The 20,908-nt window shown below is 41.0% G+C and carries 20 protein-coding genes; 6 read left to right on the top strand and 14 right to left on the bottom strand.

Features of this window, described 5'->3' with window-relative positions; genetic code table 11:
- Positions 1 to 87: 87 nt before the first annotated feature.
- Positions 88 to 690, top strand: coding sequence for a class I SAM-dependent methyltransferase (locus H5164_RS05930; RefSeq protein WP_124015381.1), 603 nt, complete (start codon positions 88 to 90; stop codon positions 688 to 690).
- A 475-nt stretch (positions 691 to 1,165) separates the two neighbouring features.
- Here the strand turns inward: H5164_RS05930 and H5164_RS05925 are convergent, their stop codons facing one another.
- Positions 1,166 to 1,435 carry a hypothetical protein gene (locus H5164_RS05925; RefSeq protein WP_182755213.1) on the bottom strand — a complete coding sequence of 90 codons (270 nt, stop codon included), beginning with the start codon at positions 1,433 to 1,435 and terminating at the stop codon, positions 1,166 to 1,168.
- Positions 1,401 to 2,339 (bottom strand): LysR family transcriptional regulator, encoded by a 939-nt coding sequence (locus H5164_RS05920; RefSeq protein ID WP_182755211.1) that lies wholly within the window; start codon positions 2,337 to 2,339, stop codon positions 1,401 to 1,403. Before H5164_RS05920 ends, H5164_RS05925 begins: the two co-directional genes overlap by 35 nt.
- 95 nt (positions 2,340 to 2,434) lie before the next feature.
- On the opposite strand from H5164_RS05920, the gene H5164_RS05915 reads away from it, so the two are divergent.
- From H5164_RS05915 to H5164_RS05900, 4 genes are all read left to right on the top strand, one after another.
- Entirely contained in the window at positions 2,435 to 2,869 is a 435-nt protein-coding gene (locus tag H5164_RS05915; protein WP_182697620.1) for a DMT family transporter, read from the top strand.
- A gap of 10 nt (positions 2,870 to 2,879) precedes the next feature.
- On the top strand, positions 2,880 to 3,332 hold the full coding sequence (locus H5164_RS05910; protein WP_124015385.1) for a DMT family transporter: 453 nt from the start codon (positions 2,880 to 2,882) through the stop codon (positions 3,330 to 3,332).
- Positions 3,333 to 4,015: 683 nt separating this feature from the next.
- Entirely contained in the window at positions 4,016 to 5,149 is a 1,134-nt protein-coding gene (locus H5164_RS05905) for a nitroreductase family protein (protein ID WP_182755209.1), read from the top strand.
- Between the two features lie 134 nt (positions 5,150 to 5,283).
- Positions 5,284 to 5,748 carry a DUF2846 domain-containing protein gene (locus H5164_RS05900; protein WP_182697618.1) on the top strand — a complete coding sequence of 155 codons (465 nt, stop codon included), beginning with the start codon at positions 5,284 to 5,286 and terminating at the stop codon, positions 5,746 to 5,748.
- A gap of 120 nt (positions 5,749 to 5,868) precedes the next feature.
- Here H5164_RS05900 and H5164_RS05895 read toward each other — a convergent pair whose 3' ends face one another.
- The 4 genes from H5164_RS05895 to H5164_RS05880 form a co-directional block, all read right to left on the bottom strand.
- Positions 5,869 to 6,360 carry a DUF1097 domain-containing protein gene (locus H5164_RS05895; RefSeq protein ID WP_182755207.1) on the bottom strand — a complete coding sequence of 164 codons (492 nt, stop codon included), beginning with the start codon at positions 6,358 to 6,360 and terminating at the stop codon, positions 5,869 to 5,871.
- A gap of 465 nt (positions 6,361 to 6,825) precedes the next feature.
- A complete protein-coding gene (locus tag H5164_RS05890) occupies positions 6,826 to 7,077 on the bottom strand; it encodes a hypothetical protein (protein WP_124015389.1) in 252 nt (83 codons plus the stop codon).
- A 480-nt stretch (positions 7,078 to 7,557) separates the two neighbouring features.
- Entirely contained in the window at positions 7,558 to 9,051 is a 1,494-nt protein-coding gene (locus H5164_RS05885; RefSeq protein WP_165870052.1) for a methyl-accepting chemotaxis protein, read from the bottom strand.
- Between the two features lie 139 nt (positions 9,052 to 9,190).
- Complete coding sequence (locus H5164_RS05880; protein WP_124015391.1) at positions 9,191 to 9,925, bottom strand: ABC transporter substrate-binding protein; 735 nt, start codon at positions 9,923 to 9,925, stop codon at positions 9,191 to 9,193.
- Between the two features lie 720 nt (positions 9,926 to 10,645).
- On the opposite strand from H5164_RS05880, the gene H5164_RS05875 reads away from it, so the two are divergent.
- Positions 10,646 to 11,707, top strand: a complete 1,062-nt coding sequence (locus tag H5164_RS05875) for an oxidoreductase (protein ID WP_182755204.1) — start codon at positions 10,646 to 10,648, stop codon at positions 11,705 to 11,707.
- A gap of 271 nt (positions 11,708 to 11,978) precedes the next feature.
- Here H5164_RS05875 and H5164_RS05870 read toward each other — a convergent pair whose 3' ends face one another.
- The 8 genes from H5164_RS05870 to H5164_RS05835 form a co-directional block, all read right to left on the bottom strand.
- Positions 11,979 to 13,295 carry a sensor histidine kinase gene (locus H5164_RS05870; RefSeq protein ID WP_182755202.1) on the bottom strand — a complete coding sequence of 439 codons (1,317 nt, stop codon included), beginning with the start codon at positions 13,293 to 13,295 and terminating at the stop codon, positions 11,979 to 11,981.
- Positions 13,296 to 13,297: 2 nt separating this feature from the next.
- Complete coding sequence (locus tag H5164_RS05865; RefSeq protein WP_124015394.1) at positions 13,298 to 13,960, bottom strand: response regulator transcription factor; 663 nt, start codon at positions 13,958 to 13,960, stop codon at positions 13,298 to 13,300.
- Positions 13,960 to 14,226, bottom strand: a complete 267-nt coding sequence (locus H5164_RS05860) for a PepSY domain-containing protein (protein WP_124015687.1) — start codon at positions 14,224 to 14,226, stop codon at positions 13,960 to 13,962. Before H5164_RS05860 ends, H5164_RS05865 begins: the two co-directional genes overlap by 1 nt.
- On the bottom strand, positions 14,219 to 14,782 hold the full coding sequence (locus H5164_RS05855) for a diheme cytochrome c (RefSeq protein WP_182722594.1): 564 nt from the start codon (positions 14,780 to 14,782) through the stop codon (positions 14,219 to 14,221). The genes H5164_RS05860 and H5164_RS05855 overlap by 8 nt, the downstream gene beginning before the upstream one ends.
- Positions 14,783 to 14,849: 67 nt before the next feature.
- Positions 14,850 to 15,347, bottom strand: coding sequence for a DUF1924 domain-containing protein (locus H5164_RS05850; RefSeq protein WP_182722595.1), 498 nt, complete (start codon positions 15,345 to 15,347; stop codon positions 14,850 to 14,852).
- Positions 15,348 to 15,441: 94 nt separating this feature from the next.
- On the bottom strand, positions 15,442 to 16,023 hold the full coding sequence (locus H5164_RS05845; protein ID WP_182722596.1) for a cytochrome b/b6 domain-containing protein: 582 nt from the start codon (positions 16,021 to 16,023) through the stop codon (positions 15,442 to 15,444).
- 492 nt (positions 16,024 to 16,515) lie between these two features.
- Positions 16,516 to 19,599, bottom strand: a complete 3,084-nt coding sequence (locus H5164_RS05840; protein WP_182755200.1) for an EAL domain-containing protein — start codon at positions 19,597 to 19,599, stop codon at positions 16,516 to 16,518.
- Positions 19,599 to 20,642 carry an extracellular solute-binding protein gene (locus H5164_RS05835; RefSeq protein WP_259395608.1) on the bottom strand — a complete coding sequence of 348 codons (1,044 nt, stop codon included), beginning with the start codon at positions 20,640 to 20,642 and terminating at the stop codon, positions 19,599 to 19,601. Before H5164_RS05835 ends, H5164_RS05840 begins: the two co-directional genes overlap by 1 nt.
- Positions 20,643 to 20,908: the final 266 nt, after the last annotated feature.

Genomic DNA, 20,908 nt, shown 5'->3' with positions numbered 1-20,908 from the left:
GCAGTTTGCTTGGTTCACTTCGTACAGCATGTTAACAAACGATTAGCTGCCCATTATTGGGCGTTATATTACACTCGGAGCCATTGAATGCCTTCCAAAGAAATATCTACGTACTTCAAAGCAACAGAAAATCGGCAAACTAGAGATGATCTTAAGCGAGCGATAGAATTAGTTGGTGACCGTAAGATAGCGATTGATTGTGGCTGTGGTTCAGGAAGCGATATTGCGTTCCTTCGATCTAAGCAGTTTCAAGTGCATGCTTTTGATATAGAATCAGAAGCTATTGAACGTTGTAAAAGGCGGTTTGGTAGTGACAAAAACGTTTGGTTATCACAAAGTACGTTTGATGCTTTCACATACCCTTCAGCTTCACTCATAGTGGCTGACTCAAGTCTGTGTTTTTGTCCTGAAAATAAGTTCGATGAAGTATGGCACAAGATTACTCGCTCATTACTGCCTGGTGGGATATTCGTTGGTTCGTTTGTCGGGTGCGAAGATACAATGGCTGGCCCTAATTATAACAAGGAGGCCTATTGGCCGGATGTGCTCGTAGTATCAGAAAGTGAAATTATCAATTTGTTTCGAGGCTATAGAATAGAGTCTTATACTGAACACAAAAGTTTGGGTGTTGGTCCTGATGGAGAGCATCAGTCTTGGCATAGGTATGCCGTTATCGCACAAAAAATCTAACAAATTGCAAAAGTATTGTTCTTCTTAAGGCGTTGGCAGGCTTTATAGTGTGTGCTTTTAAACCCTATAACTTATCAGTGTTTGATTTAACATATTTTAAAAATCAAAGAGTCACTATTTTTCATTGAGTTTAATGCTAACTGCTATCGGTACAGTTTTCACTACACTTAAAATCGATTTTTATCTAGATATTATAGTGTTAAGTTAAGTTATCGGTGTAATGGGTTGTAGCAAAGGTAAAAAGTAAGTGCACTGCTAATAAGAATATTACATAACCTGAACTCGGTATCGCAAACGTCTCTTAAATAGTCTTTTGCCTTGTTAACTGCGTTGAATTAGCTTGCAATAGCCCGGTTATGGATGCAGTTATAACTAGTTCAGGTTACATATTCTAATTGTTTCAAATCCTGACATGTTTTCCAAAATAAGTTAACCGTTAATCAGGAACATCATTAAAGCCCACTCGAATAAACATTTAATCAAGTGCTTGCACATATCCTGAGGAGGCGATTGCTAAACATAAAAGTAAACTTTTAAGATCATCTTCAAACATCCCCGTTGTGAAATTTACCAGCAAGAAAAACGTGCTTATACCTTCCTCAAGTATGGTTTCACTGTTTCCAATATTCTTGAATATTCTATGGCGAACTGACATGTTCACAGCAAGCAACTGTGTTGCCTCATGCTTGAAGTAGTTGATCAAAATAACTTTAAGTTTGATATTCCCAATAGGCTGGTGTGCCATAAACATCAATAAAGTAATCAATCAGCACCCTAACGTTTAACGGTGGGCGACGCGCATTAGGATAAATAGCGGTAATATTCTGTGGTCCAGTTTTAATTGTCGGTTGATAGTCGTTGAGCAGTGACACCAGTGTGCCATTGTTTAAATGGTTGCCTATTAACCAATTAGGGAATAATACCAGCCCGCTATCATTTAACGCTGAGATAAGTAATGACTCGGCATTGTTCGATACCAGTGTCGGCGTTACGGCTTGGTGAAGCCAAGTGGTTGCGTTGCTTTTGAATAACCAGCGATTTTGCCCAGAATAACCGCTATACACTAGGCAGTGATGGCGAGTGAGATCGCTAGGTTTTTCGGGGGTGCCGTGCTTGATTAAATATGCCGGAGAGGCGACCAAATGGTAGCGCTGTACTCCAAGTACTCGGGCATGAAGTGTTGAGTCAGCAAGTGAGCCGATTCGAAAGATGACATCTGCGGCGTCAATATGCGGATTGATGAAATCGTCGGTTTGAATGAGCTCAACTTGCACCTTTGGATATTGAGTTAAAAAGCCTGCCAACCAAGGGGCTATGTGTTTCTGGCCGAAGAAAACGGGTGCATTAATTCTTATTAAACCTTTTGGCTCAGTCGCCCTATCTTGCAGCTCATTGCGAACTTCATTTAATTGCTCAGTCATCGAGCGGGCGTAATCGTTAAAAATCCTGCCTGCTTCAGTTGGGATAATTGCGCGGGTATTGCGGTAAAACAGCTGCTGTCCTAGTGACTCTTCAAGCTGCTGAATCACTCTTGATATCATAGACGGCGAGACACCTTCACGGCGTGCAACAATAGAGAAACTCTTACTTTCATAAACTTCGATAAAAAACTTTAACGCTCGGATATTGATTGAGCTTGCATCGTTCATCTGTGCAATTCCTGCAAAGGTGTTTGTTGGATTATCCCATTTTTCGCGTTAAAGCACTAGGTTATGATGCGCCCTTTATGATTAGGGGTTCAGTTATGCAGTTGATGTTGATTTTACTTGTGGTGCTCGGCGGGATGGGATTATCCGTTGAAGCAGGGTTATTAGGTCCGTTAGGTGCTGAAGTGGGTGAGCTATGGGCAACCTTTAGCATATTTGGGGTAGGTGCGGCGTTAACCTTTATTTTGATGCTTTTTTTCAGCCCAAGAAATAGTCCGTCATTTTTTTCCCAGCCTTCTTGGACACTGCTTGGCGGAATATTAGGGCCAATATACGTTGTGATTTTAACCATTACTGCGCCAGCAATCGGTATCGCCATGACTATGATAGGGATTTTAACCGGCCAAGTGTCGAAGAGTCTGATTATCGATCACTTTGGCTTATTTGCCAGTCAACCGCGGCCAATTGATCGAAAACGGCTTATCGCACTGGGATTTATCGTAGCAGCACTTATTTTAATGGCACAGGGTTAAGGGGGGAGTAATGACATTTATTATGATTATGTTGGCGGTCATCGGTGGCGCAACATTGAGTATTCAAGCGGCAATTAATGGACAACTTGGCAGTAAAGTCGGCGTATTTCGTTGTGCCTTTTTAACCTTTTCGTTAGGCGCCTTGGTGACGGGTCTGCTTATTTTTTATTTTGAACCTGCGCATTCGTTAACTTTGCTAGAGGTACCTAAATGGCAGTTGCTGGGCGCGATGTGCGGCGTACCATACATAGTTATCATGGTGTTTGCGGTGCAAAAAATTGGTACTGCGGTAGCAACCGTAGCCGTTATTTTTGGGCAACTGTTAATGAGCATGTTAATCGATAATTTCGGCTGGTTCGGCAATGACGCGATAGTGTTTTCGCCAAGTCGAATAGCGGCGGTTATCTGCTTAGCTATCGCGCTGTACTATATCCATGCCAGTAACCAAGCCAACGTCGAATAAAGCTGGATGACATTGCTGTTTATTGTTATTTGATCGGGTGTTAAAGCGTGTTTAAGTGACGTTGAGAGTCGTTTTGCGATACAAGCGACTCAAGTCGGACGGTTAACGCTTTGCGCTTTGGCGGCGTTATAAGTAAAAGAGAGCCAATCACTTATGAATAAATTAGATATATTCAGCAAATTGATCTATCCACCAGTTAATGACGTTAAATCGATACTTGGACTTGGACTTGGACTTGGACATGGAAATTGGTCATTGTTATTGAGCCGTTATAAAAAGTTCAAATGAAAAATTATCTGAACCCATAGAAAAATATCTAATAAAACAAAGGGTAACCGATGTGGTTGACTCAGGCGTTTATGATTTGTTATTCGAAATGCACCAAAGTGAGGAATTAAAAATATTGTCCCGCGGTGAAAATGTGGTTTAAATGGACAGATATCTTCGAAAGACGGTTGGTTTTAAAAAAACAGCCTCTATCAAGAATTAGGCATATAAGACGTTACTGCTACTCATACAAACCGTTGCTACCTTTTGTACTCCAGCGTATTGGCAAAAATTGCCAATTATTTTGTGCGGCAGAGCAATGTGTTAGGCGTTAGTCAGTCACACAGAGCGATAGTGGCTCCTTAAGTTAATGTCTACATGTGTTCAAGCGCATTTTAAGTGTATGGGAGAGCTATATGCCATTAGAAAAACAATGGTCCTTTGAAGATAGTGCGATATGGAAGCTAAAGTTAAGGCTTCAATTTAGTGGTTGGTTACAATATATTATCCATGCAATATGGATATTGGTATTGCTACTGATTGCTGGGGTTGGCTGGATTATTGGGCATTGGCAAGCTTTGTTGTTTTGGTTGCCGCTTAGTCTGGCGACATTGTTGAGTATCGCGCTGTTTGGCACCATTGTTATGGTTAAATATGGACTCCATCCTACCGAAAAGGTACCTGCCAATAAACACCATCTTGATGTATTTGATCTGATGCGATCTCGTAAATCATGCCGTTCATTTCAGTCTCGCAATTTAACGACGGAACATCATACTGAATTACTTAAGGCGGTTCAGTTTCATAGTCAACCAAGTCAATTACTTGGGCAAAAACCCATTCGGTTTGAATATATCAAAGCCGCATTAACGGTTTGGCCAGTGGTTGGTGCACACGAATTTTTAGTTGCCATTGCTCCACGCGAATATGATCGCTTATCAATAATAGATGTCGGTCGAAGTTTGCAAAAAATTGTTATTCAAGCAACACGTATGGGGATTGCAACTTGTTGGATAGGACCTGGCGCTGATAATAAAAGCATTCTGCAGCACCTCGGTAATAAGATCGACCCAACAAAAGATCATGTTATTTGTGTGTGTGCAATCGGCTATGATTCTATGTATAAGCCATTATTTATTCGTTTGTTTAATAAGTTAATGCATAAACGTTTACCGTTATCGGAACTGTTTTTTACCGATCCGTCATTCGAGACGCCGCTGGATACTAAATCCAATCCCTATTGTGATTATGGACGTTGCTATGAGGTTTGTCAGTGGTCACCGTCTTCATACAATGGACAGACTACCCGCTCTGCTGCCGTAACAGAGCAAATTAATGGTGAAGAAAAACTCATTCGCTTTGATTTCTGCACTTCTATCAGTTCACGGTATTACGCCGCTGTTGCTCTTGGCATTTGGTGTGCGAATTGGGAAACTGGTTGTGCGGCTCTGAATAGACGTGGCCATTTTGCAGTGCTTTCATCTAAAGAAAGAGCGTCTGAAGCTGTTCCTGAATTTCCACACTATGACATAAGCTGGATCGTAGATTGATATGAACTAAACCAATTTTTATTAAGCTTTGTAAGTATACCTATAGAATTTAAATAGTGAATATTGCTAACAAATGCATGCCACACAGTGTCGCAGATACGAGCGTTAATTTGAGGTGAGAAGGAGCGTAGTCGATGTTGAAGAAATTTATTTGTTCGCTAGTTATGATTGCATCGCTGACCGCTTGTAGTGCCACCGGCGCTAAATTTACTCAAACGCAAGCGCCCGAGGCAAATAAAGCTAAAGTATATTTCTATCGTCCTTGGGCCATGTTGGATGGCGCAGCAGCTCCGACAATACAGCTAAATGGTGTCGACAGTTTCAATATCAGTAACGGAGGCTACCATGTTTTGGATCTTAATCCTGGTAGGGTGATAATTGCAGTTAAAGAAGGAGGGATTATGTCCAATTGGCGTGCCGGTGGATTGCAAATATCTTTTGATGCTCAAGCCAATAAAACGTATTTTGTTCGCTTAACTGCTGAGCTTGCCAATGCAGCTTATGTGGGCGGCGTATCAAGTATTTCTGGTAATTACTCGCTTGGGCTTATTAATCAAGAAACGGCATTACAAGAGTTACTTGAGACTAAGACAAACTAACAAGGCGTAGCGTCGCTTTTACGACAGAGCTTTGCTTCCTAATCATTGATTATATTGGCCATTGTAATTGGCACATATGAGTCAACAGGCGAGCTATTTTATAATTAATCTACTTTGTATTTAGATTTCTTCTATGGTTTTGTCTTTTAACGATTCAGCTGTTTTATCCGTTAACGTTATCAATAAGCTCGTGAGTAAGCTCATGCTGTAACCGAGTACAGCGCCTATAACGAGCGGTGGAATAATGGCTGCGATATCTGCATTTAGGGCAAACGTAATACAACAGCCAATAAATGTGCCGGGAATAAAAGCAAAGTTTTTATTACTGGCTTGTAAGCACATAAGCGCAGTAACAATTCCCGTTAATGCATAGCTTATTACGGGCGACCCCAAAACACCGCTACCCGCAATAATTAACCATCCCCAGAATACGCCGGAAAGATTGGTCATCATCGCCATTAGCATGCCTTTAGCGCCCGATTCAGTTTGAGCGAAGAAAGTACTGCAACCGAGAAACCCGACCCAGGTTACCAGATGAAACACATCAGCAACTCCAGCCCAAATAGCCGCTAATAAACCCGCAGAAATTGCAATTTGCCAACGATGGGCCATAGCCGCCTCTTAAAAGATAAACTTAGAACTCTGAATTCTAAATTTAGCACAATAAGTGAGGTAGTTGCAGTTTTGTCTTATAAAACTCGATCCAGTTCGCAAATAATCGCAAAGGCTAATAAAACCAAACATTATTGGCTAGGTAAGTGGATGACTTATTTTGTAGCCAGGAAAGCTGATTCATTGCAGTCTTATTATATGATTAAGATTGGGTTGAGCGATCAGTAAAGTGATACAAATAAGATGCTTGTACTCATTGTTGGGGCAAATACTGCAAATATCTAGAGGGTAACAAACCCTAAGGTTCAACAGGTGTTAATTGTACGCATCGGGCTTGTGCTTAGCTTTAGAGATAAGCCTTTGGCATGAAGGGTGATTAAAATTGATACTAAGATCCTAATGCATTATGGATTCGTCTGGATCAGTGCTGTTGATGCTTATGATATTGATGAGAGTGCGATGAGGCTATTTGAAAGTGACTTTACCGCCTATCATTTTAAATGCTGGCGCGCCTCTTATTAAGGTATCACGGGCAAATATCTGGCCGCACTCTGGGCAAGTGCAGGGAACTTTAGTGCTATCTTCAACGATTCGTTCTTTGAAGCATTTGACTAAGGCACCTTTACCTCCCTTACGATATTTAAACAGTTGGGTTTTACATTTAGCGCAGAAGATATCAACGGTACGTGAAGGGCCTTTTTTATTCGGTTTTGCCATCTTTAGGTTACTTCAAAGTCGGTATTCGACCCATTGTAATGAAAACCGTAGGATTAGGCTAAAGTTGACTCCATGAAAAATGGTAAAACCGCTTAAATCGCATATGGGGTAACGCTTTTGGTGGTCGTAATGTAAATAGATCTATGATTGAAAATGAATAACGCTGCGGTTTCAATAGCGATTGGTTTGAAAGTGACTATATAAAGGGAGTACCGAAGTTTACCTCGTATATTCGCTGTGGAGTAGGAACTAAAATTCGCGGGTAAACCATAAAGTAGAAGCAACAATATATTAAGATTCGCAGCTGATTTTTTGATAAGCATCGTTGTTAACTCAAATGCTTATTAAGCAAAAATGACGCAGCCAACTCAATTGATGTCTAAATTGAGTTGGCTACGGCAACACTAAATGCTCTTAATTACACCATCATTATCACTCAGCATCGACTCAATAATTATCGCTGATTGATAAGGTTTAATATTATGCCTTAAACTGGTTAGTGAGTTGTTTTAAGTCCCGTGATGTCGACTCTAAATCTTCAGAGTTTTGATTCATTTCACTGAGCAGCGTAAGGTTGTCCTGACCAGATGAGACAATACGATTGATATTGTGGGTTAAGTCTTCTGCCACGGTACTTTGTTGCTCTACTGCTGTTGCGATATGCGTCGCCATATCGGTAATTTGTTCTGTGGACGTTAAGATTCTATTAATGGCTGTTCCCGAACTTTGGGCATTAACAACTGAAGCCTCACTTTTACTCTGACTATCAAGCATGACTTTAACGGCTGACTTAGCACCGGATTGCAACTTATTGATACCAGTTTGAATTTCGGCTGTACTTTGTTGGGTACGGCTAGCAAGGGCGCGTACTTCATCGGCCACAACCGCAAAGCCACGGCCTTGTTCCCCAGCTCTCGCGGCTTCAATCGCGGCGTTTAATGCCAGTAAGTTTGTTTGTTCTGCAATACTGCGGATAACATCTAAGATAGATACTATGTCTGTTACGTCCTTATCTAGCGAGTTGACCACAGCGGCGGCTTCGGTCAATTGGTTAGATAAATCATTAATAGAGTCGATAGAATGATTAATAATGTCAGATACTTGTTTAGCATCCATGTTGGCTTGAAGTGCAGAGTCGGCTGATAGTTGCACGCTGGTAGCGATTTCTTTGGCTGAGGCCGACATTTGTGTGATTGCTGCTGCGACTTGATCTGTTTCTAATTGCTGGTCGTGTACATGACCACGACTGCTTTCTGCACCTGTGTGTACATTTCTCGCGGCTCGAAATACATCATCAACCGAGACTTGAATTGACTGCACGAGTATTTGAATTTTATCTACAAATAGATTAAATGAACTGGATACCTTGCCAATTTCATCTTCACGACTGACATTGAGCCTGCGGGTTAAATTGCCTTCGCCACTGGCGATATCTTCTAAGGCATTAGCGACATGGGTGAGTGGCCGAGTGATCAACTTACTAAAAAGAATAGACAGTGCGGTGACGAGAAAAATATCCAGCAATAGGCCTTTTAAAATTATTTTAAAGGCGAGTTCTGCGAGCTCGTCTTTAATACTGGTATCGTCGATGTATAACTTGACTGAACCTATCTCAGTAGCTGTCTCATCTTCCACATATTGCAATTTTATGGTTCTAAAATTAGCACTCATTTCCCCCTTGGATTGGGCTATCTGATCACCTTTATCGTTATGATAAGTTAAAAAAGCAACATCATCAGACTGCTGTTCTGAATCAAGTATCCGAGCCATTTGAGGCTCATCGTAATTCCAAACTGCGCTAGGAAGGCTTAGCTGTAATCTTGAGGCGACTAAATCTAGTTGCACATCTTGTTTGTGTCGTAATTTTTCACTTTGAGCAAAATAGTCATACACCCCAAAGATCACTACTAAAAAGGTGACTGCGACTAAGGCTGCCATGATTAACTTAAAAGAAATTGATTTGAATAGCGTCATAAAATTACTCATTTTAACTTGAGTTCAATAACGCATCGTAATCTAGTTTATTACGATACTTTAAAATTATAGGTATCGATAACAGCGTCCGAATAAAGTCGGATCACATCGACACTTAATGTGCAGTACTGCTTCACTGTTACTTTAAATGCTCTGTCATGAGTGCATTAATATCAATTTTACTTAAACCTTGGTCATAGATATCTTGCCATTTCTTACCCTCAGCATCATTGCGAAATGCAATGTAAAGGTCTTTATTCATCAATAGCTTAGCGTTCATCTGAACCTGATCTTTATCCTTAGCGAGTTTGCTGCTATGGGTGAGCATGTAATTGAGAACGTTAGCGTCAATTACAGCTGCATCGATGCGGCCACCGAGGACTTTTTGTACGTTAATTTCATCTGATGTGACCACTTGAGGTTTGATCTCTTTACTGGCGATAAGTGCATCAAGTTCTTCTGTATTGACGTAATCTTGAACTACGCCCAGTTTATACTTGGAAAGATCGCTTACCTTAGCCCAGCTGATCGGTGACGATTTCTTTTCAACTAAACCTAGTGGACCTTGTCCCATGGGAGCAGAAAAAGTAAATTCGCTTGATTCATATAGATATTCTGGAAAATACCCCACATATTGAGAGCCTGATTCGGAGGCTAATTTCACCGCACGGCTCCAAGGAAAAAAATCGACCACAAGCTCATGGCCCATGGCTGTAAATGCAGCTTGGGCAACAACCACACTGGCACCTTGATTTTCTAAGGTTTTTCCTGAATACGGCGCCCAATCTAATGAGGTGAGGTGCACGGTTTCAGCGTTTGCTGTACTGCCACCGATAGCGAATAATAATCCTAATATGGCATAGTTAAACTTCATAAAATCTCCTAGAAATGAAAGATGTAAATCAGAGTCAATAACACGTTAGTACCTTGAGAGGTATCAAGCGTTTTTCTTGCTTACCTAAGGTAAAACCTCAATTTTTTTATTGTTAAATAAACTTATTATTTAGCAATAGTCTTGTTGTTATCATGTTTCCAATATCATCCATGAGCATTTAAATAAGTCGATTTACCTAACTTGTATGCCTGTGATTATTCATATGTTATGACACTTTATGGCATACAACGTCTGACCGAGACAATGACTCCTTTAGTATAGACTTAAATTTTAAAACAAGAGCAAGCAATCGAATTTAAACCATAAACCTCATTAATTGATGTTTATCGACTTTTGATTTTGAGTTAATTAAGTCGTTAATGTGATGTGGTTCAGCGTGATATGGGCTTTAAGTCTTTGTGGGAATGGGGCTGATATAAACGATTTCTTTTTATTTACAAATGTAGCACTGCGGCACAAGTTTTAGCTCAAGGGGATGACTTCTTTGTTGTGCGTTATCGGATGCTGATCAACGACAACCTGATGTTAACATTGCAACAGCTCCCTAGTATGGATGAGAGTTTTGAGTATCGATTTAAGTCATGGGATGTTATAAGTTGCGTTCAGTGACAATCTAACAAACGACAATAGAACCGTTTCATTCTCGTCAGTTGGCGCGATATTTAGATTCATGCGGTTAAAAAATAGGTTAACGATAAAATGATAAAAGTTGGTGTAATAGGCTACGGATATTCTGCGAAAACATTTCACATTCCATTGATTGAATCTTCAGCATCTTTTGAATTAGTTGCAATCAGTAGTTCTCAAACAGAATTACTTAGGATGAAATATTCTGCTATTTCACTTTATGATAATGCACCAGCGTTAATCGCGGGTGCCGACCTAGATTTAATCATTATTACCGCGCCCAATAATGTTCATTTTTCATTGGCAAAATTATGTTTAGAAAAAGGCATTAATGTTGTTATCGAAAAACCTATGGTGACCACAAGTTTACAAGCGATAGAGTTAATTCAGCTTGCTAAGGATCGCGGTTTATTATTGTCTGTTTTCCATAATCGGCGTTGGGACGGCGATTTTTTAACTGCTAAAAGTCTTTTGCAACAGAATCGATTTGGTAGTGTACGATTCTTTGAATCTCATTTTGATCGTTTTCGCCCCACCGTTCGACCAAGATGGCGAGAACAACCAGGCGAGGGAGCTGGTATTTGGTTTGATCTTGGTGCTCATATCGTTGATCAAGCTATCTGTCTTTTTGGTTTGCCAGAAGCTCTTACAGCAAGATGCTTACCGTTAAGAGAAGGATCGCAAACGACGGATTACTTTCATGTGATACTCCATTACGAAAATCTTGAAGTCGTGCTGCACGCGAGTTCATTTTCAGCAGCTCCCAATATGCGTTTTCGTATTGAGGGTACGCAGGGAACATATGTTAAATACGGTTTAGATCCTCAGGAAGAGCAATTAAAAACCGATATTACTCCAAATGATCCATTGTATGGTGTGGAAAAGGCCGCCAACTATGGCCGTTTTTACGGTGAAATTTCGGGCGATACTAGTGGCCAAATTAGGGAAACCACAGTCGAAACAGTCAATGGTTGTTATCAGCAATATTATGCCGAAATAGCACAAGCTATCACTTTAGGTGGTCCTAATCCTGTTGAACCAAATGATGTCGTCGAGGTGTTACGGATACTTGAGTTAGCGGAAATAAGCAGTATGAGTGGTAAAACAATGCTCATGCTTAAAGTTAATCGTTAATCTTTTGGATTCACTTGTGTCTATGATGAGCCTAATAGCTAGCTCTACCTCAAACCGAGGTTAACATCGATTTTGCCATCACAGTGTCAATGATCATCCACATTAAAAAGGGTGATTTTTGGTCATTGTTGATTGCTGTACTGCATTTTACATTGCTGCTGATACCACAGCATTAAGCCACCATAGCAACGATAATCACTGTTATGGTGACAAGTGTTTTTTGTCAGCCGTCAGCCTTTTGCTCATCATTCATTAACTAGGTTTGGCCCATTTAGGTGTGGATGGGGAGAAAGACGCTTACGGTTAATCCGCCTTGTTTTGCATGGCTAAAGTTGAGTTCGCCTTGATAGCTATCGACGATATCTTTACAGATGGACAGACCCAAGCCGTGGCCTTGGATACTCTCATCTAGCCTGACTCCACGATTAATAATCATAGATAATGCCGCATCTGAGACTCCCTCACCATCGTCGCTTACTTCTATGAGATAGCCAGCTTTAGGGATACTTTGCTGCTTGATCTGTATTTCAATATTTTTATTGGCATGTTTGCAGGCGTTATCAAGCAAATTACCCAGCAGTTCGAGTAAATCGTCGCGATCAAAGGGCATGACTAAACCGTTATCGTAGTGACTTTGAATGATCTGCTGGGGGTAGATGCGCAACATCACTTGGATAAGTGGCGCGAGATCATCATCTAGAACGGTAAAGCGGCCAGGCATAGAGAGGCCAACAATTTTAGTGCGCTTGAGCTCCCGCTCTATAATGTGGTGCAGGTTTGATAATACCTTGCTGCCTTGCGCTCTTTGTTCCGGTGGCAGACTTTCTAGATAGGACTGCAACCCTTGCAGAGGGCGTTTCATTTCATGAGCTAAGTTACCAAGGGCATTGCGGGATCGTTGTACTCGCTGCCCCAACTGATTAACTAAGCGATCTATCTCTTCAATCAGCGGGACTATCTCACTCGGCATGTTGGCAGGGTTGATTTCTTGTCCTTGGGTACGCATCTGCCTTATGGCTTCAGGCATCTGTTCTAGGGGTTTAAATCCGCGTTTGAGTAGCTGATTTTGTGCAAGTAATAGAATGATAATAGTGAGTAATACCGCCGCGCTGGCAAAGGCTAAAAAGTGTACTTGAGTTTGTTCAAGTGCGCTGATGTCTTCCGTTATCCAAAGGATAACTAATTGATCGTTCTTGATAATAGCTTGACTGAATATTAACCAATGTTCTTTGCCCACAAATTGGCTGGCTTGTTGTTGCTGACCTGCTTTTAGGGCGGGAATACTTATTTCATGGTCGAATAAGGAACGCGATCGCAGGGTTTGCGTGCCAATCTGAATGGCAAAGTAATGTCCTGAATTTACCCTATGGTAGACATTGGGTAAACGGTCTGAGGTGAGCGACCAAGTGGTATCAGGATGTTGTTCAAGTGCGGAGATCAGACTGTCGGCATCATGTTGCAGGCGCGAGGCGACAAAGTCTTGAGTTAATATTTGGATACCCTGATACAGGAAATACAGTAATAACACCATAGTAAAGGTAAGAGTGATCAGTAAGTTACGGGTAAGATATCCTTTGAGTGAATACACGCTTATTGCTCCTTAAGCCGATACCCTTGGCCACGACGAGTTTCAATATAATCTTTGCCTAAACGTTGACGTAAGCGATTAACATATACTTCAATAACATTACTGTCTTTGATGTGTTCCTCTTCATATATGCGCTCACTTAACTCTGTTTTAGAGACTATTTTGCTTGGATTGACCATCAAATAATGCAGCAGGCGATATTCAATTTTAGTCAGCTCTATCACTTCACCATCGCAATTAGTCACGGCTTGTTTGTCGACATCAAGAGAGACGCCTGCATGTTGTAATACATTATCGGCACGACCAAAATGACGGCGAATTAATACTTCGAGCCTTGCGAGTAATTCTTCGACATGAAAAGGTTTGCCTAGGTAGTCATCTGCTCCCGCTTTGAGACCATCAACACGCTCGTGCCAGGCATCACGCGCGGTGAGGATAAGTACTGGCATAGTTAAACCTTGTCGTCGCCATTGACTGAGAACCTCTAAACCTGGCTTGCCGGGTAAGCCGAGATCGAGGATCACGGCTTCGAAGTTTTCCTCCTCTCCAAGAAAAGCCCCATCGATACCATTATCTGCATGTTCGACTGCATATCCCGCCTTGTTAAGGGCGGGAATGAGGCGAGCGACTAGATCGGTATCATCTTCAATAAATAGCAAACGCATTAGTCGACCTTTTCTTTTAACCACTCGCCGGTTTTGGCGTCAATCTTGATCTCATACACTATGCCATCATCGCGTAAAATTTCGAGTTCGTAGATGATACGTCCATGTTTTTGCTCAACCTCTAGGTCGAGCAATCGGCCATTTAATCGTGATTCATAGCGTTGCATTATGCTGTCAAACGATAACACTTTGCCTTCTTTTACCCACTCTACTACTTTGCTTGAAAGATCATCATCGTGAGCATCACAGCTTGAGCTGCTAATCATCCCAACGGCCAAAACCAGGAATATTAACGGTATCTTCATTGAATACGCCCTTCTCTGCGAGGTTGTGGCAATTACTGCATTGACTGAATGAGCCGACTTTAGGGTTATCTTGTACCATGCGTTTAGGGATCTTATCGTGTTTACGAATAAAAAATGCCTGCTCGGTGATTTTTTGCGGCCCCATGCCTGCTATTAATGGCTTACTGTTTTTTAGCACTTTACCATTTTTAGCTGCATGTAGAAGCAGATACTCCTCAATTCTAGCCGTTGCTTGAGGGTCTAGGCTGGCGTTATCACCAAAATGATCCTCAAGATTAGCTGTGATGGCGCGCCATTTTTCTGCAGGTAATAAATTGGCAGGGTAGGCCATGTGGCAACTGCCACATTCGGCGCTATATTCCACATTTTGTGGAATTCCCCGCCCTCGGTTATGGTCATCGTCGGCATATCCTGTGCCTGTTAGAGTCAGGCTGATACCGATAATACCAATGGCTAATGCGGCTGCCGTAATCGATGAACCTGCGATCCAGCTTATCAGATGCGTTTGCTTTGTCATGAGATGTTCCTTTGTTCGCTGTTGTCTTTAATAAAAATAATGATGGTTTATCACTGGTTAATCTTTGTTATTGCTGGCTTAACCAGAGTAAAGCATCGCCTTTTTCTTGTGCTGTACAGTCGCGTTTGAAGGTCCAATTACAGTTACGAGTAAACCATTTTTCTATTTTTGCGGTGTCTGTTAGACGAGCTTGTGTGATAGATGGCGCCATAGGATCAATCATCTTACGGGTATTTTGGTGCATGCCCATTTCGCTGACTTTAGCCGTGTGGCAGCTAGTGCAGCTACGACCATCCATTTCCTTCATCCATAATGTTTGTCCCGCTGCCGCAGAGAATGGCCCTGCGCCTAGGGATTGATAGTTTTGCAGTTGTCTGCCAATGCGCTCGGCACTTAAGGGGAGGCTATCCACTTTACTGTTAGCGGCATTTACACCAAAGCTGGTGAAACTTATGCTTGTGATAGCAAGGCAAGCAAGGGTTAAACTTATATTGCTCAGCATCAAGGCCGATATCTTAACTAGATTAAGCTTTTGGCTAATGGTGGGTTGAGTCATTGTGTTCATAGGGCATTCCTTTTGGGTTAAAAATGTCAGGTTGACGATGAAAGCTCACTATATGAGTGCTTTCTATCTCAAAAATAGGTTGATTAAATCAGTGTTACTTTTCTAGTGGACGGTGCTTTTTGCCCGTAACCATGGCTCTGATTAAGTTTTCTTTGTGGAGCAAGCTGCTGACTAACACGCCGCCGACATGGATAACCACTAAGAACACGGTAAAGTTGGCAAAAAACTCATGGACTTCTTTTATTGCGCCTTCTGGCCAAGTGGCAAAAAAGCTGGTGGCTAATGGCCCGTACCCATCTATGGCGTATAGGGCCATTCCTGAAAATCCGGTGATGGCGATACTGATTATCAAGGTGATGATCATCAAGGCTCCAGCAGGGTTATGGCCGACATAATCTTTGGCTTTACCAGTGGCAAGTGCCTTGACATAAATTAAGGCGTTTTTAGGCCGAGTGACAAAGTTACTGAAGCGCGCATGATGAGTTCCAATTACACCCCATAACAAGCGAAACACCAGCAGGATTAAAATGCAGTAACCTGCGTAGCTGTGGATCGTCATCCATTCATCTTCGCCCTCTGTGAGGTACGCTAAGGTAAAAAAGCCAACGAGTGACCAATGGAATACGCGGATCAACACATCCCAGACTTTAATGGTTTGCAGTGTATTTGATGACATAATGTGACTCTCCTAATTGTGGTCTAGGAGTAGGTTACTGAACCCAAACTTAAACCTCGCTTAAATTTTCAGAAGGTCAAAGGAGTTGCTTTAAGCTGAAATGATATGAGCCCAGCGGGCTTTATGATTGATTAGCAAAAACGTTGCTGTTGATCTTTATGGTTTCGAACAACCAAATAGCAAGGATGTGCAAACACTTGTTGAGCGGGGATTGTCACTTTGAGGAATATAAATATTGAGCACCCTATTAATAGAGTAAGGCAGAATCATTATTGACTAACACAGCTTGTATTCATGTCGATGGCGATAGATTGTTATCACTGTTTATCGATTTAAAAGATGGTTTCTTCAAAGCAATAGCCTAGTTTTCGCCAACAAGGTTATTTCAGCAAAGCAGAACTGCTTACTGTCAATTAAGCAAATGAACCGTGGCAATGGCAATAATGGGAGCCACGCTATAAGATTCTGGCCCCATGGTTTTGTAGAATAGACTTAATGCTTTGTCAGATACTGGTTAAACATTTTCAACGGCAAAGGTTTACTAAATAAATATCCTTGGTAGTTTAAACAACCTTTGTTAGTCAGTAGTTCTTTCTGTTTTTCTGTTTCAACGCCTTCAGCGATCACCTCTAAATTTAAACTATTTGCCATGGCAATAATGGTCCGCACAATTGCCCTGTCATTGGGGTCATTTTCAATATCTTGAATAAATGATTGGTCAATTTTAAGCTGATCCAAGGGTAAGCGTTTCAGGTATTGCAAGGACGAATATCCGGTACCAAAATCGTCGATAGAAAATTTGATCCCCCGCGCCTTAAGAGCGGTCATTTTTGTAATTGTATCTTCCATATTTTCCAATAAAATACTTTCTGTAAGCTCTAGCTTAAGTTTCTCTGGGTTAATATTCGCCTGACTCACGATAGTTAATACATTCTCAACAAATGCTGGAATGCCCATTTGTCTTGCACTAATATTCACGGCCAAGGTCAAATGAGCTGATTTCGGTTCTAATGCCCAAGTTGCAAGTTGCTGACAGGCTGTTTCTAAAACCCAATCTCCCAAGGGCAAAATCAAACCTGATTCTTCCGCAATAGCAATAAACTCTAAAGGTGAAACAATACCTCGATCCGCAGTATTCCAACGAATTAGCGCTTCAGCTCCCGTTACAATACCTAATGAGTTAATTTGAGGTTGATAATAAAGTTCAAATTGTTTTCCCTTGCTAATGGCTTCGCGTAATTCGGTTTCAATACGAATACGCGAAATAAGATGGGCTTGCATGTCGGGGTCATAGAAAAATAGCGCACAGCCACCTGATTTTTTAGACTGATACATAGCAATATCAGCTTGCTTAAATACTTCATCAGCATTTTGATGGTCAGCACTTAATAATGTAACACCAATACTAGGGGTTATAAGATATTGATGAGAAGCAAGTTGGTAGGTTTCTGACAATGAGTGGAGAATTTTTTTGCCGACAACTTCCGCTTCTGACACCGCGACAATCGCCTGTTCACTGAGCCCTTTAAGCATGACCACGAACTCATCACCACCTAAACGAGACACGGTATCACTCTCTCTTACACAAGCTTTGATGCGACTTGCAACCTGTTGTAATAATAGGTCACCCATATCATGGCCTAATGAGTCATTGAGCGCCTTGAATTTATCTAAATCAATAAATAAAAGAGCGGCTTGCTTTTTACTGTGTACTCTTGCAGCGAGCTCCTGATTTAAACGGTCGAGTAATAGGCGCCTATTCGGAAGCAGGGTCAGTGAGTCAAAAAAAGCCAGATTATTAACTTCATCTTCTGCATACTTTCGTTCAATTGACACACTGGTTAAGCGAGCCGTTCTCTTAATGAGTTCGATATCATCTGCAGAAGGTGTCGCCACTTCACGGCAATACATTGCAAAAGTACCTAATGTTAAGCCTGTTGAAGAGATAATAGGCTGAGACCAGCATGAAGCTAAGTTTGCCTGTGTTGCCAGTGCTTTATAATTACTCCAAAAAGGATGTGTTTGAATGTCTTCAACAATGACCAGTTCTTTAGTGAACGCCGCAGTGCCACAAGAGCCAACACCTATGCCAATTTCAACCCCTTCAAGCGCTTCATTATAAAAGTCAGGTAAGTTAGGGGCGATCACTCTAATAAATTTTTTACCGCTTTTATCAATCAACAGAATGCTGCAAATAAATTTTTCTTTTAGCCCCTCGATCCCTAAGACGATCGATTCAAGAATATCATCTAAATTTTTATTTTGGGCCAATAACTCTAATGTATGTGTATGGAATTTATCATAAGCTTCAATTTTTTCTCGCTCGTGAATCTCGTGATTGAGTTGAGTATTTTGGTCATTAAGACTCGTTAAATGAGTCAAAATACCTTCTTGCATACTGACGATACTATTTGCCAGCAGCCCTAGTTCATCTTGCTTATAATTTGAGAGTCGAGTCACCTGATTTGTCTCACTAAACCGACGCACAACCGCGACCAAGTTCTTCAAGGGGCGCACAAATATTCTCGCCACTATGAGTGAAATAATAATACCGAGAAAACTCAATCCCAGAACAACCCGCAGGCCTGTTTCAGTCAAAATGTTCGTTTCAGATAAAGCAAAATCAATCGGCACAGTTAATCCGATAATCACGAAACGATTACCGGTAGATTGACTAAAAGGAATACTGGTAAATCCACCGATACTTTCAATATTATCAAAACCTAGCGTTTGGCGAATCGTGACGGCTTGTACGCCAGAATTAATAATTTGATCAACCGGCTCAAAGGTCTCTTGCACTAAAAATTGTCGTCCACGATCAAAACCAAAGGTTTCTAGTCTATTTGGATGAATAAGAAAATCACCTTTCTCATTAGTCAAATACAGTTGATACTCTTCAGACATATCTGACTTCAATATGCTAAACATTAAATTCAAGTCGACATTAATGACAATCACCCCAATGGCTTTGCCTTTATCATCAATAACAGGCGATGCAACCTGCAATGTCGGTTGGCCTAATCCAGCATGAGCCCCCCGTTCATGATTAATGAAAATTTTAGAAAAGAACACTTCGCCTTTATTCAGTTTTAAGGTTTTATAGACATAAGGATAATGTTGTTTTTCTTGTAGATGGGGTTGAGGGATCACAACTAATTGGCCATCATCCCGATCAACCCTAACCATCTCGCGCCCATACTCTTGCGCGCCAATTAATCTAACTTGAAAATATTCAGGGTAAACCGACAATAAACTTTTGAAATTATCTGACAAAGATTCTCGAGCAATAACTGAGGCATTATCATGACCAAATGAATCGTCTACTAACTTAGTATTTGCCAGAACTCTGGTTTGGTTAGCCGCCTCATTAGCCATCGAATAAAAACGTCGGCCGAGAAGTTTTGTGGCATCAATCATTCCTTGCGTCGCTTTATCCGATAAGATATCGCGGGTGGCATTAAAGGTGAAATAGCCTGTAGAAGCACTGGCTAAAATCCCAAACAGGGACAGCAAGATGGTAAGTTTAATCGCAATGCCAAATTTAACAGGCTGATTATTTGATGACACTGCAGCCATTAAAATTCTTCCGGCACTTCGCCAGAGATAATTCTATCCCATAGCAATTTACGTTTATCCATATTTTCGACCCGCTCCAACCAGATGAGTTTATCCGACGCTGTTAACCCTTCCGGTTCTTCAAGCGTATTTGCTAAGCCTTGTCTTTCTGATAGAGCATGACTCACCTTTTGTTCTAATAGGAAGTTAATCCAATTCTCCGCTAACGTTTTATTTTTAGCATCTCGAGTAACAGACCAACAGTCTAACCAAGCTAAAGCGCCTTCCTTGGGGATAACATAGCCAATATTAGCTTGAGTTTCTTTGAGCATTTTAACTTGTTGAGAACCATAATTGGCGAACATTAATGCAATATGGTTTTCGTTAAATAGCAGCGTCGCTTCTTCCGGTTTTTCATAGTAAGTCAAAATATTTCGACGTAAAGCAATAACTTGCTGGGTCACCAGGCCAAACTCTGAATTTGGAATTTGAAAAGGATTTTTTAAACCAAGCGATAACGCAGCAAACGAAAAGTTGTGCTCACTGCCCGCATACATCAATACTCGGCCTTGATAACGTTTATCCCACATTATCGAAAAAGAATCAGGAGGCTGACTAAACTCATTTCGATCATAAATAAGGCCCATTTCTGAATAGGTGTAGGGAATGGCATATACTTTGCCGTTTCGGATCAGACCCGGTATTGAAGAAAGGTCGCTAAAACGTGGCAATTGATTTTGACTATTGGGGATATTAGATAATGTTAAGGGGACGCTAATACCCTTATCAATATAACGTTGTAATTGGGCAGTATTGACAGCAAATACATCAAATTTATCCCCAATACCTGCATTTAACCGATTCCACATAGTGTCATCAGATTCAACCAAGGTGACATTAACCTTAACCTGATAACGCTGTTCAAAAATATTAACTAAATCTGGATCAGCATACCCAGGCCATGCCAATACACTTAATGTATCTTCAGAATAGGCAGCAAGGCTAAAACAAGCAGATGACAGGAATATAATAAAGCAACGCATTTGTTTATACGTATTAGACATCTAACTACCACCTGATGTTGAAGCATTTCAACATTAATAATACAAGGATTTGATGCACTTAGAGAAAGTATTTTTTGCTTAAATAATGCTATTGAATAAAAATTATATTCTATAGACCTAGGATAGTAGAAAAGTGGTAATTAGCAGCACGATATATAAAAATAACTTACCAGGATTATATCAAGTGTTTAGCAAACGGGTTTTTAGCATGTGAAGCGATGAAAACAATTTTTTCATTCTGCAACTAGATTGTTGATGAGATCGGT

Source organism: Shewanella sp. SG41-3, from assembly GCF_014164545.1.
Lineage (GTDB): Bacteria > Pseudomonadota > Gammaproteobacteria > Enterobacterales > Shewanellaceae > Shewanella > Shewanella vesiculosa.
This window is presented reverse-complemented; position numbering and strand designations above follow the sequence as displayed.